The 12,363-nt window shown below is 40.3% G+C and carries 12 protein-coding genes; all 12 read left to right on the top strand.

From position 1 onward, the window contains the following. The first annotated feature begins 62 nt into the window (after positions 1-62). The 12 genes from B7695_RS04145 to B7695_RS04085 all read left to right on the top strand — a co-directional run bounded on the left by B7695_RS04145 (position 63) and on the right by B7695_RS04085 (position 12,076). Positions 63-350 (top strand): YlbG family protein, encoded by a 288-nt coding sequence (locus B7695_RS04145; RefSeq protein ID WP_000462127.1) that lies wholly within the window; start codon positions 63-65, stop codon positions 348-350. 66 nt (positions 351-416) lie between these two features. Further along, positions 417-1,577: an ABC transporter substrate-binding protein gene (locus B7695_RS04140; protein ID WP_084889882.1), complete on the top strand. Its 1,161-nt coding sequence runs from the start codon at positions 417-419 to the stop codon at positions 1,575-1,577. Positions 1,578-1,693: 116 nt separating this feature from the next. Further along, on the top strand, positions 1,694-2,563 hold the full coding sequence (locus B7695_RS04135) for a branched-chain amino acid ABC transporter permease (protein WP_000941427.1): 870 nt from the start codon (positions 1,694-1,696) through the stop codon (positions 2,561-2,563). A 3-nt stretch (positions 2,564-2,566) separates the two neighbouring features. Next, positions 2,567-3,523, top strand: a complete 957-nt coding sequence (locus B7695_RS04130) for a branched-chain amino acid ABC transporter permease (RefSeq protein WP_000662286.1) — start codon at positions 2,567-2,569, stop codon at positions 3,521-3,523. Beyond that, the gene (locus B7695_RS04125; protein ID WP_001185997.1) at positions 3,523-4,287 is read left to right on the top strand and encodes an ABC transporter ATP-binding protein; all 765 of its coding nucleotides are present in this window, start codon (positions 3,523-3,525) and stop codon (positions 4,285-4,287) included. The genes B7695_RS04130 and B7695_RS04125 overlap by 1 nt, the downstream gene beginning before the upstream one ends. Continuing rightward, positions 4,287-4,997: an ABC transporter ATP-binding protein gene (locus B7695_RS04120; protein WP_000062200.1), complete on the top strand. Its 711-nt coding sequence runs from the start codon at positions 4,287-4,289 to the stop codon at positions 4,995-4,997. Before B7695_RS04125 ends, B7695_RS04120 begins: the two co-directional genes overlap by 1 nt. A gap of 360 nt (positions 4,998-5,357) precedes the next feature. Next, positions 5,358-6,014, top strand: a complete 657-nt coding sequence (locus B7695_RS04115; protein ID WP_084889880.1) for a CBS domain-containing protein — start codon at positions 5,358-5,360, stop codon at positions 6,012-6,014. A 107-nt stretch (positions 6,015-6,121) separates the two neighbouring features. Further along, positions 6,122-7,217 (top strand): peptide chain release factor 2 gene (prfB, locus tag B7695_RS04105; RefSeq protein ID WP_100069222.1). Its coding sequence is split into 2 segments (ribosomal slippage): positions 6,122-6,193 and positions 6,195-7,217, totalling 1,095 coding nucleotides; the frame shifts between segments, so codons are not numbered across the junction. Positions 7,218-7,234: 17 nt separating this feature from the next. Then, positions 7,235-7,927 carry a cell division ATP-binding protein FtsE gene (ftsE, locus tag B7695_RS04100; protein WP_000022265.1) on the top strand — a complete coding sequence of 231 codons (693 nt, stop codon included), beginning with the start codon at positions 7,235-7,237 and terminating at the stop codon, positions 7,925-7,927. After that, positions 7,920-8,846: a permease-like cell division protein FtsX gene (gene ftsX / locus B7695_RS04095; RefSeq protein WP_049524182.1), complete on the top strand. Its 927-nt coding sequence runs from the start codon at positions 7,920-7,922 to the stop codon at positions 8,844-8,846. Before ftsE ends, ftsX begins: the two co-directional genes overlap by 8 nt. 182 nt (positions 8,847-9,028) lie before the next feature. Beyond that, positions 9,029-11,209: a PTS transporter subunit IIBC gene (locus B7695_RS04090; protein WP_084889878.1), complete on the top strand. Its 2,181-nt coding sequence runs from the start codon at positions 9,029-9,031 to the stop codon at positions 11,207-11,209. Positions 11,210-11,260: 51 nt separating this feature from the next. Next, entirely contained in the window at positions 11,261-12,076 is an 816-nt protein-coding gene (locus B7695_RS04085) for an endonuclease/exonuclease/phosphatase family protein (protein WP_084889876.1), read from the top strand. The last annotated feature ends 287 nt before the right edge of the window (positions 12,077-12,363 follow it).

Here is a 12,363-nt window from a genome sequence, read left to right as displayed (position 1 = left end):
ACTCGACTGGGTTTGCTTTTTTTGGTATAATAGGGGGAGATTTCTTAGAAAGAGGATTTATCATGTTTGAAAAAGTCAATCGATCTGGCTTGATTATCTATCTTTACTATAATCGTGATGCAAAAAAACTGCAGGATTATGGAGATATTACCTATCATTCCAAGAAGCATCGTTACTTGCAACTTTATGTTCCAACTCAAGAAGTGGAGCAATTAGTCGGGCGCTTGAGCAAGGAAAAGTTTATAAAAAAAGTCAGAGTTTGTCATATCCAAGAGCTGGAAACACCCTTTGTTGGTAATCTTTACCGAGAGGAAAACGTTATCATCGAAAAAGTTCAAGAAAAGTGTTGACAATTTTCTGATAATTCGGTATATTCTTAACATGCTATTTATTTAAGAAATAAGGAGACAAAAAAGATGAAGAAAAAATTTGCCCTATCGTTTGTGGCGCTTGCAAGTGTAGCACTTCTTGCAGCCTGTGGAGAAGTGAAGTCTGGAGCGTCAAACGCTGCTGGTAACTCAGTAGATGAAAAGACAATCAAAATCGGATTTAACTTCGAAGAAACTGGTGCCGTAGCTGCCTACGGAACATCTGAACAAAAAGGTGCCCAACTTGCCGTTGATGAAATCAATGCCGCAGGTGGTATTGATGGAAAACAAATCGAAGTAGTCGATAAAGATAACAAGTCTGAAACAGCTGAGGCTGCTTCAGTAACAACTAACCTTGTAACCCAATCTAAAGTATCAGCAATCGTAGGACCTGCGACATCTGGTGCAACTGCAGCCGCGGTAGCGAACGCTACAAAAGCAGGTGTCCCATTGATTTCGCCAAGTGCTACTCAAGATGGATTGACTAAAGGTCAAGATTATCTCTTTATCGGAACTTTCCAAGATAGCTTCCAAGGAAAAATTATCTCAAACTATGTTTCTGAAAAATTAAACGCTAAGAAAGTCGTTCTTTACACTGACAATGCTAGTGACTATGCTAAAGGTATCGCTAAATCTTTCCGTGAGTCATACAAGGGTGAAATCGTTGCAGATGAAACTTTCGTAGCAGGTGATACAGACTTCCAAGCAGCCCTTACAAAAATGAAAGGGAAAGACTTTGATGCGATCGTTCTTCCTGGTTACTACACTGAAGCTGGAAAAATTGTAAACCAAGCGCGTGGTATGGGAATTGATAAACCAATCATTGGTGGTGATGGATTCAATGGTGAAGAGTTTGTACAACAAGCAACTGCTGAAAAAGCATCAAACATCTACTTTATCTCAGGTTTCTCAACTACTGTAGAAGTTTCAGCTAAAGCAAAAGCCTTCCTTGACGCTTACCGTGCTAAGTACAACGAAGAGCCTTCAACATTTGCAGCCTTGGCTTATGACTCAGTTCACCTTGTAGCAAACGCAGCAAAAGGTGCTAAAAACTCTGGTGAAATCAAGGATAACCTTGCTAAAACAAAAGACTTTGAAGGTGTAACTGGTCAAACAAGCTTCGATGCAGACCACAACACAGTCAAAACTGCTTACATGATGACCATGAACAATGGTAAGGTTGAAGCAGCAGAAGTTGTAAAACCATAATAGAAAAATGTTGAAATAGGGAATGAGCCTCGGACTCACTCCCTGTTTCGATGTTTAAGAACCTATCAAAAAGTGAGGGAAAACCCTCGGAATTATAAATAGAAAGAGTGAATCTTATGCTCCAACAACTAGTAAATGGTTTGATTCTAGGTAGTGTATACGCGCTGTTAGCCCTAGGATATACCATGGTTTATGGAATTATCAAGCTCATCAACTTCGCCCACGGTGATATTTATATGATGGGAGCCTTTATCGGTTATTTCTTGATTAATTCTTTCCAAATGAATTTCTTTGTAGCGCTTATTGTAGCTATGCTAGCGACGGCCATTCTTGGTGTCGTGATTGAGTTCCTTGCTTACCGACCTTTGCGTCACTCTACTCGTATTGCTGTTTTGATTACAGCTATTGGGGTTTCTTTCCTATTGGAGTATGGGATGGTCTATCTGGTTGGTGCCAATACCCGTGCTTTCCCTCAAGCGATTCAAACAGTTCGCTATGATTTGGGACCAGTTAGCCTAACAAACGTGCAGTTAATGATTTTGGCCATTTCCTTGATTTTGATGATTTTGTTACAGGTTATTGTACAAAAAACGAAGATGGGAAAAGCCATGCGTGCAGTATCCGTAGATAGCGATGCGGCGCAATTGATGGGGATCAATGTAAACCGTACTATCAGCTTTACCTTCGCTTTGGGTTCTGCTCTTGCGGGTGCGGCTGGTGTTCTGATTGCCCTCTATTATAACTCTCTTGAACCTTTGATGGGGGTTACTCCAGGTCTTAAGTCTTTCGTTGCCGCGGTACTTGGTGGTATCGGAATCATTCCTGGTGCGGCGCTTGGTGGATTTGTAATTGGTCTATTGGAAACCTTTGCGACAGCCTTTGGGATGTCAGACTTCCGCGATGCCATTGTCTATGGAATCTTGTTGTTGATTTTGATTGTCCGCCCAGCTGGTATCCTTGGTAAAAATGTGAAAGAGAAGGTGTAAGCGATGAAAGAAAATTTAAAAGTTAATATTCTATGGTTACTCCTTTTGTTAGCTGGCTATGGCTTGATTAGTGTATTGGTTTCAGTCGGAGTACTTAATCTATTCTATGTACAGATTTTACAACAAATTGGAATTAATATTATTTTGGCTGTTGGTCTCAACTTAATCGTTGGTTTTTCAGGTCAATTTTCACTTGGTCATGCTGGTTTCATGGCGATTGGTGCCTATGCAGCAGCTATTATTGGTTCTAAATCACCAACCTACGGTGCCTTCTTTGGAGCCATGCTGATAGGTGCTTTGCTTTCAGGAGCAGTTGCTTTGCTTGTCGGAATTCCAACCTTGCGCTTGAAGGGGGACTATCTTGCGGTAGCGACTCTTGGTGTTTCTGAAATTATCCGTATCTTTATCATCAATGGCGGAAGTCTTACAAATGGTGCAGCAGGTATCTTGGGAATTCCAAACTTTACAACTTGGCAAATGGTTTACTTCTTTGTCGTGATTACAACCATTGCAACCTTGAACTTCTTGCGTAGTCCAATTGGTCGTTCAACTCTCTCCGTTCGTGAGGATGAAATTGCTGCTGAGTCAGTTGGGGTTAATACGACTAAAATTAAAATCATCGCTTTTGTCTTTGGTGCCATTACTGCAAGTATTGCAGGGTCACTTCAGGCAGGATTTATCGGTTCAGTTGTACCGAAAGATTACACTTTCATCAACTCAATCAACGTTTTGATTATTGTTGTATTTGGTGGACTTGGTTCCATTACAGGTGCAATCGTTTCAGCTATTGTTCTTGGAATTTTGAATATGCTTCTCCAAGATGTTGCTAGTGTGCGTATGATTATTTACGCTTTGGCCTTGGTATTGGTAATGATTTTCAGACCAGGTGGACTCCTTGGAACATGGGAATTGAGCCTATCACGTTTCTTTAAAAAATCTAAGAAGGAGGAACAAAACTAATGGCATTACTTGAAGTAAAACAGTTAACCAAACATTTTGGCGGTCTAACAGCTGTTGGAGATGTGACTCTTGAATTGAACGAAGGGGAACTGGTTGGACTAATCGGACCAAACGGAGCTGGGAAAACCACTCTTTTCAACCTCTTGACGGGTGTTTATGAACCAAGTGAGGGAACAGTAACACTAGATGGTCACCTTTTGAATGGAAAGTCACCTTATAAGATTGCCTCTTTGGGACTTGGACGTACTTTCCAAAATATCCGTCTCTTTAAAGATTTAACCGTTTTGGACAATGTTTTGATTGCTTTTGGCAACCATCACAAACAACATGTTTTTGCTAGTTTCTTGCGCTTACCAGCTTTTTACAAGAGTGAAAAAGAATTAAAGGCTAAAGCCTTGGAATTGCTGAAAATCTTTGATTTAGATGGTGATGCAGAAACTCTTGCTAAAAATCTTGCCTACGGACAACAACGTCGTTTGGAAATTGTTCGTGCCCTTGCTACGGAACCTAAAATTCTCTTTTTGGATGAACCAGCCGCAGGTATGAACCCACAGGAAACAGCCGAATTGACTGAGTTAATTCGTCGCATCAAAGATGAATTTAAGATTACAATCATGCTGATTGAACACGATATGAATCTGGTCATGGAAGTAACAGAACGTATCTACGTACTTGAATATGGTCGTTTGATTGCTCAGGGAACTCCAGACGAAATTAAGACCAATAAACGCGTTATCGAAGCTTATCTAGGAGGTGAAGCCTAATGTCTATGTTAAAAGTTGATAATCTTTCTGTGCATTACGGCATGATCCAAGCAGTCCGTGATGTAAGCTTTGAAGTGAATGAAGGAGAAGTTGTTTCCCTTATCGGTGCCAATGGTGCTGGTAAGACAACCATTCTCCGTACCTTGTCTGGTTTGGTTAGACCAAGCTCAGGAAAGATTGAATTTTTAGGTCAAGAAATCCAAAAAATGCCAGCTCAGAAAATCGTGGCAGGTGGCCTTTCACAAGTACCAGAAGGCCGCCACGTCTTCCCTGGCTTGACTGTTATGGAAAATCTTGAAATGGGAGCTTTCTTAAAGAAAAACCGTGAAGAAAATCAAGCTAACTTGAAGAAAGTTTTCTCACGCTTTCCACGTCTTGAAGAACGCAAGAACCAGGACGCAGCCACTCTTTCAGGAGGAGAACAACAAATGCTTGCCATGGGACGCGCTCTTATGTCAACGCCAAAGCTTCTTCTTTTGGATGAACCATCAATGGGACTTGCTCCAATCTTTATCCAAGAAATTTTTGATATCATTCAAGACATCCAGAAACAAGGAACAACCGTCCTCTTGATTGAACAAAATGCCAATAAAGCACTCGCAATCTCTGACCGAGGCTATGTACTGGAAACAGGAAAAATCGTCCTATCAGGAACAGGAAAAGAACTCGCTTCATCAGAAGAAGTCAGAAAAGCGTATCTGGGTGGCTAAAACAATCCAGTGGATTGTTTTAGTCGGTGGATGAAGATGACGAAGTAATCATCATTATAGTCCGGGGGACCTTTTTAGTCGGCGGATGAAGATTGCAAAGCAATCATCAAATCCAGTGGATTGTTTTAGTCGGTGAATAGAGATTGCGAAGCAATTCTCATCTGCACTGGAAGGTTAGCTTCTGATAATTGAAATAAAATCGAATGAAGCGTATCTACCCTTCATTCACAGAGCTCGATTTTAGAGCTCTTTTTGCTAGCTTATTCATACTTTTCTGAATTTTGAAAAAGAAATGTAAGCGTTTGATAGATTTGCAAAAAGATTGTATAATAGGGATAAGAATAGAAAAGGAGAAGTCTCATGGCAGTTAAAGATTTTATGACCCGCAAGGTAGTTTATATTAGTCCAGATACAACAGTATCTCATGCAGCAGATTTGATGAGAGAGCAAGGGTTGCACCGCTTGCCTGTTATCGAAAATGATCAATTGGTTGGTTTGGTGACTGAGGGCACCATTGCCCAAGCTAGTCCATCCAAGGCAACCAGTCTTTCTATCTATGAGATGAACTATCTTCTAAATAAGACAAAAGTAAAAGATGTCATGATTCGTAATGTTGTCACGGTCTCTGGCTATGCGAGTCTTGAGGATGCAACTTATTTGATGTTGAAAAACAAGATTGGTATTCTTCCTGTCGTTGATAACCATCAAGTCTATGGAGTTATTACGGATCGTGACGTTTTCCAAGCCTTTCTTGAAATTGCTGGTTATGGTGAAGAAGGAATTCGTGTGCGCTTTGTTACAGAAGATGAAGTTGGTGTTCTTGGTAAGATTGTTTCTCTAATCGTTGAAGAAAATTTGAATATTTCACATACAGTCAATATTCCGCGTAAGGATGGTAAGGTGATTATCGAAGTTCAAATCGATGGATCAGTTGATTTACCAGCCTTGAAAGAAAAATTTGAATCAGAGAATATTCAAGTAGAAGAAATCACGCGTACTTCAGCAAAAGTCTTGTAAGAAGGGAAGCCGAAAGGCTTCTTTTTTCATGAAAAGAGGAGTAGAGCAAAAGATGGAAAGAAATGATAAAATATGCTATAATGAAATGATGTAAAAAAGGAGTATTTATGGACATTTCAGTAATCCGTCAGAAAATTGACGCAAATCGTGAAAAATTAGCTTCTTTCAGGGGGTCTCTTTGACCTCGAGGGTCTAGAGGAAGAGATTGCCATCTTGGAAAATAAGATGACAGAACCTGATTTTTGGAACGATAATATCGCGGCCCAAAAAACGTCGCAAGAATTAAATGAATTAAAAAACACCTATAACACCTTCCACAAAATGGAAGAGTTGCAGGATGAAGTCGAAATTTTATTAGACTTTTTAGCTGAAGATGAGTCGGTGCATGAAGAATTGGTTGAACAGTTGTCAGAACTTGATAAGATGATGACCAGCTACGAGATGACGCTTCTCTTGTCGGAACCTTATGACCACAACAATGCCATCTTGGAAATCCATCCAGGATCCGGTGGTACTGAGGCTCAGGACTGGGGTGATATGTTGCTTCGTATGTACACTCGCTATGGAAATGCTAAAGGCTTTAAAGTGGAAGTATTGGATTACCAAGCAGGAGATGAAGCTGGTATCAAGTCAGTAACCTTATCATTTGAAGGTCCTAATGCCTATGGCCTTCTCAAGTCAGAAATGGGGGTACACCGTTTGGTGCGAATTTCACCATTTGACTCTGCTAAACGTCGCCATACCTCTTTCACATCTGTAGAAGTGATGCCTGAGTTGGACGATACCATTGAAGTGGAAATCCGGGAAGATGACATCAAGATGGATACCTTCCGTTCAGGTGGTGCCGGTGGACAAAACGTCAACAAGGTTTCAACAGGTGTACGTTTAACCCACATTCCAACTGGAATTGTTGTCCAATCAACAGTGGATCGTACCCAGTATGGAAATAGAGATCGAGCTATGAAGATGTTGCAGGCTAAGCTCTATCAAATGGAGCAAGAGAAGAAAGCTGCGGAGGTAGATTCCCTCAAGGGTGAGAAAAAGGAAATCACATGGGGAAGCCAAATCCGTTCTTATGTCTTCACACCTTATACTATGGTAAAAGATCATCGAACTAGCTTTGAAGTTGCGCAGGTAGATAAGGTTATGGACGGAGACCTAGATGGTTTTATCGATGCCTATCTCAAGTGGCGAATTAGCTAAGAAAGAAAGGAACTCACATGTCAATCATTGAAATGAGAGATGTCGTCAAAAAATACGACAACGGAACGACTGCCCTACGCGGTGTTTCGGTCAGCGTTCAACCGGGAGAATTTGCTTACATTGTAGGACCTTCAGGAGCAGGGAAGTCAACCTTCATTCGTTCGCTATATCGTGAAGTGAAAATTGATAAAGGAAGCCTATCAGTTGCTGGTTTTAATCTGGTTAAAATTAAAAAGAAAGATGTTCCGCTTCTACGTCGTAGTGTTGGGGTTGTCTTCCAAGACTATAAACTCTTGCCAAAGAAAACGGTCTATGAAAATATTGCTTACGCTATGGAAGTAATCGGGGAAAATCGCCGTAATATCAAAAAACGTGTAATGGAAGTTTTAGACTTGGTTGGGTTGAAGCACAAGGTTCGTTCTTTCCCAAATGAGCTCTCAGGTGGAGAGCAACAGCGGATTGCGATTGCACGTGCCATTGTAAATAATCCCAAAGTATTGATTGCGGACGAACCAACAGGAAACTTGGACCCGGATAATTCATGGGAAATTATGAATCTCTTGGAGCGGATTAACCTACAAGGGACAACTATTTTGATGGCGACTCATAATAGCCAGATTGTAAATACCTTGCGCCACCGTGTCATTGCCATTGAAAATGGCCGTGTCGTTCGTGACGAATCAAAAGGAGAGTATGGATACGATGATTAGTAGATTTTTTCGCCATTTATTTGAATCACTAAAAAGTTTGAAACGAAATGGTTGGATGACAGTGGCTGCTGTCAGCTCAGTCATGATTACTTTGACCTTGGTTGCCATATTTGCTTCTGTTATTTTCAATACAGCGAAACTAGCTACAGATATTGAAAATAATGTTCGAGTGATGGTTTATATTCGTAAGGATGTAGCTGATAATAGCGAGACTATTGAAAAAGAAGGTCAAACTGTTACAAATAATGACTACCACAAGGTATACAATGCTTTGAAGGGGATGTCTACTGTTAAGAGTGTTACTTTTTCAAGTAAAGAAGAACAATATGAAAAATTAACTGAGACAATGGGGGACAACTGGAAAATTTTCGAAGGAGATGCCAACCCCCTCTATGATGCCTATATCGTTGATACCAAAGCGCCAAGTGATGTAAAAACTGTGGCTGAAGATGCTAAAAAAATTGAAGGTGTGTCTGAGGTTCAGGATGGTGGTGCCAATACAGAACGCCTATTCCAACTAGCATCATTTATCCGTGTTTGGGGATTAGTTATTGCAGGACTTTTGATTTTCATTGCAGTTTTCTTGATTTCAAATACCATTCGTATCACCATTATTTCCCGCAGTCGTGAAATTCAAATCATGCGCTTGGTTGGTGCTAAGAACAGTTATATCCGTGGACCGTTCTTACTTGAAGGTGCCTTCATTGGTTTGCTTGGAGCAACTGCACCATCAGTGTTGGTCTTTATTGTTTATCGAATGGTTTACCAATCTGTCAATAAGTCATTGGTAGGTCAAAATCTTTCTATGATTGCGCCAGAGGTATTTACTCCTCTGATGATTGCCCTATTATTTGTGATTGGAATTTTCATTGGTTCACTGGGATCAGGAATTTCCATGCGCCGATTCTTGAAGATTTAGATAAATAGCTACTTTTATGAGGAGATTAAATGATCTCCTTTTTTGCTACAAAAATTTTAGAAAAAAGTGTAATTTTTTTTGTAAAAGCCTTTACAAAAAAAATTAAAGTGGTATAATTAAATCATAAAAGGTGCAAACGTTTTCGTAAAACGTTTGCCTAAATAAAAATAAAGGAGATTTGAATGATGAAAGATACATTCAAAAATGTCTTGTCTTTCGAATTTTGGCAAAAATTCGGTAAGGCTTTGATGGTGGTTATCGCGGTTATGCCGGCTGCTGGTTTGATGATTTCAATCGGTAAGTCTATCGTGATGATTAACCCAACCTTTGCCCCACTCGTTATTACTGGTGGTGTACTAGAGCAAATCGGTTGGGGAGTTATCGTTAACCTTCATATCTTGTTCGCCCTCGCTATTGGAGGAAGCTGGGCTAAAGAACGTGCTGGTGGTGCTTTCGCCGCTGGTCTTGCCTTCATCTTGATTAACCGTATCACTGGTACAATCTTTGGTGTATCAGGCGATATGTTGAAAAATCCAGATGCTATGGTTTCAACACTATTGGGTGGGCAAATCAAAGTTGCTGATTACTTCATTAGTGTTATGGAAGCCCCAGCATTGAACATGGGTGTCTTCGTAGGGATTATTTCTGGTTTTATTGGAGCAACTGCTTACAATAAATACTATAACTTCCGTAAGCTTCCTGATGCACTTTCATTCTTTAACGGAAAACGTTTTGTACCGTTTGTAGTTATTCTTCGTTCAATAATTGCTGCAATTGTACTTTCAGCTTTCTGGCCACTTGTGCAAACTGGTATCAATAGCTTTGGTATCTGGATTGCTAACTCACAACAAACTGCTCCAATCCTTGCACCATTCTTGTATGGTACATTGGAACGTTTGCTCTTGCCATTTGGTCTTCACCACATGTTGACTATCCCAATGAACTACACAGCTCTTGGTGGTACTTATGAGGTCTTAACTGGTGCAGCAAAAGGTAGCCAAGTATTTGGTCAAGATCCACTTTGGCTTGCATGGGTAACAGACCTTGTAAACCTTAAGGGTACTGATGCTAGTCAATACCAACACTTGTTAGATACTGTTCATCCAGCTCGTTTCAAAGTTGGACAAATGATTGGTTCATTCGGTATCTTGATGGGTGTGGTTGTGGCTATCTACCGTAATGTTGATGCTGACAAGAAACATAAATACAAAGGTATGATGATTGCAACAGCTCTTGCAACATTCTTGACAGGGGTTACTGAACCAATCGAATACATGTTCATGTTCGTCGCAACACCTATGTATCTTGTTTACTCACTTGTTCAAGGTGCTGCCTTCGCTATGGCTGACGTCGTGAACCTACGTATGCACTCATTTGGTTCAATCGAGTTCTTGACTCGTACACCTATTGCAATCAGTGCTGGTATCGGTATGGATATCATTAACTTCGTTTGGGTAACTGTTCTCTTTGCTGTAATCATGTACTTTATCGCAAACTTCATGATTCAAAAATTCAACTACGCAACTCCAGGACGTAACGGAAACTACGAAACTGCTGAAGGTTCAGAAGAATCTAGCAGTGAAGTGAAAGTTGCAGCAGGTTCTCAAGCTGTAAACATTATCAACCTTCTTGGTGGACGTGCAAACATCGTTGATGTTGACGCATGTATGACTCGTCTTCGTGTAACTGTTAAAGATGCAGATAAAGTAGGAAATGCAGAGCAATGGAAAGCAGAAGGAGCTATGGGTCTTGTCATGAAAGGACAAGGGGTTCAAGCTATCTACGGACCAAAAGCTGACGTATTGAAATCTGATATCCAAGATATCCTTGATTCAGGTGAAATCATTCCTGAAACTCTTCCAAGCCAAATGACTGAAGCACAACAAAACACTGTTCACTTCAAAGGTCTTACTGAGGAAGTTTACTCAGTAGCAGACGGTCAAGTTGTTGCTTTGGAACAAGTAAAAGATCCAGTATTTGCTCAAAAAATGATGGGTGATGGATTTGCAGTAGAACCTGCAAATGGAAACATTGTATCTCCAGTTTCAGGTACTGTATCAAGCATCTTCCCAACAAAACATGCTCTTGGTATTGTGACTGAAGCAGGTCTTGAAGTATTGGTTCACATTGGTTTGGACACAGTAAGTCTTGAAGGTAAACCATTTACAGTTCATGTTGCTGAAGGACAAAAAGTTGTAGCAGGTGATCTCCTTGTTACAGCTGACTTGGATGCTATCCGTGCAGCAGGACGTGAAACTTCAACAGTAGTTGTCTTCACAAATGGTGATGCAATTAAATCAGTTAAATTAGAAAAAACAGGTTCTCTTGCAGCTAAAACAGCAGTTGCTAAAGTAGAATTGTAATATACTTGAGGTTGGAAGCTGTATTCCAACCTCTTATTTTGGGAGAAAAGAATGAAATTTTTAACACTCAATACTCACAGTTGGATGGAGAAAGAAGCAGAGGAAAAATTCCAGATTTTGCTTGAGGATATTCTTGAAAAGGACTATGATTTGATTTGTTTCCAAGAAATCAATCAGGAGATCACTTCGCCAGAGGTGGAGGTTAATGACCTTTATCAAGCTTTGCCAGCAGCTGAGCCTATTCACCAAGATCACTATGTTAGACTCTTGGTTGAAAAGTTATCTGAGCAAGGGAAAAATTACTACTGGACTTGGGCCTATAACCATATTGGTTATGATCGCTACCACGAAGGTGTGGCTATCTTGTCTAAAACACCTATTGAAGCCAGAGAAATTTTAGTTTCAGATGTGGATGATCCAACAGACTATCATACTCGCCGTGTTGCCTTGGTTGAAACTGTAGTTGATGGTAAGGAGCTTGCAGTTGCAAGTGTCCACCTTTCTTGGTGGAATAAAGGTTTCCAAGAAGAATGGGCACGATTTGAGGCTGTCTTGAAAGAATTGAACAAGCCGCTTTTGCTAGCTGGAGATTTCAACAATCCGGCTGGACAGGAAGGCTACCAAGCTATTTTAGCTAGTCCATTGGGCTTACAAGATGCCTTTGAAGTTGCTCAAGAGAAAAGCGGTAGCTATACCGTTCCACCAGAAATTGATGGCTGGAAAGGGAACACAGAACCCCTTCGAATCGATTATGTCTTTACTACCAAAGAGTTAGCGGTGGAAAATTTACATGTCGTATTTGATGGTAACAAGAGTCCACAAGTGAGTGATCACTATGGCTTGAATGCTATTTTAAACTGGAAATAATAACTGATACTCTTCGAAAATCAAATTCAAACCACGTCAACGTCGCCTTGCCGTATATATGTTACTGACTTCGTCAGTTCTATCTGCAACCTCAAAACAGTGTTTTGAGCAACCTGCGGCTAGTTTCCTAGTTTGCTCTTTGATTTTCATTGAGTATGAAAAGAGGTTGGAATCATGAAATTCTAGCCTTTTTCTGACTAGAAAAGCTACAGGAAATAGCCTAAATAAGTGAGACTACTGAAATGGAATAAAATATGGTATAATTGGTAAGATAGATAGAATCGAGG

Origin of the sequence: Streptococcus mitis, from assembly GCF_002096845.1 — a bacterium.
Classification (GTDB): Bacteria; Bacillota; Bacilli; order Lactobacillales; family Streptococcaceae; genus Streptococcus; species Streptococcus mitis_A.
This window is presented reverse-complemented; position numbering and strand designations above follow the sequence as displayed.

Excerpts from the sequence above, each read along its gene's own strand:
- B7695_RS04115 (WP_084889880.1), top strand. The coding sequence starts at position 5,358 with ATGGCAGTTAAAGATTTTATGACCCGCAAGGTAGTTTATATTAGTCCA.
- B7695_RS04135 (WP_000941427.1), top strand. The coding sequence starts at position 1,694 with ATGCTCCAACAACTAGTAAATGGTTTGATTCTAGGTAGTGTATACGCG.
- B7695_RS04145 (WP_000462127.1), top strand. The coding sequence starts at position 63 with ATGTTTGAAAAAGTCAATCGATCTGGCTTGATTATCTATCTTTACTAT.
- B7695_RS04090 (WP_084889878.1), top strand. The coding sequence starts at position 9,029 with ATGATGAAAGATACATTCAAAAATGTCTTGTCTTTCGAATTTTGGCAA.
- ftsX (WP_049524182.1), top strand. The coding sequence starts at position 7,920 with ATGATTAGTAGATTTTTTCGCCATTTATTTGAATCACTAAAAAGTTTG.
- B7695_RS04130 (WP_000662286.1), top strand. The coding sequence starts at position 2,567 with ATGAAAGAAAATTTAAAAGTTAATATTCTATGGTTACTCCTTTTGTTA.
- B7695_RS04085 (WP_084889876.1), top strand. The coding sequence starts at position 11,261 with ATGAAATTTTTAACACTCAATACTCACAGTTGGATGGAGAAAGAAGCA.
- ftsE (WP_000022265.1), top strand. The coding sequence starts at position 7,235 with ATGTCAATCATTGAAATGAGAGATGTCGTCAAAAAATACGACAACGGA.
- B7695_RS04125 (WP_001185997.1), top strand. The coding sequence starts at position 3,523 with ATGGCATTACTTGAAGTAAAACAGTTAACCAAACATTTTGGCGGTCTA.
- B7695_RS04140 (WP_084889882.1), top strand. The coding sequence starts at position 417 with ATGAAGAAAAAATTTGCCCTATCGTTTGTGGCGCTTGCAAGTGTAGCA.
- B7695_RS04120 (WP_000062200.1), top strand. The coding sequence starts at position 4,287 with ATGTCTATGTTAAAAGTTGATAATCTTTCTGTGCATTACGGCATGATC.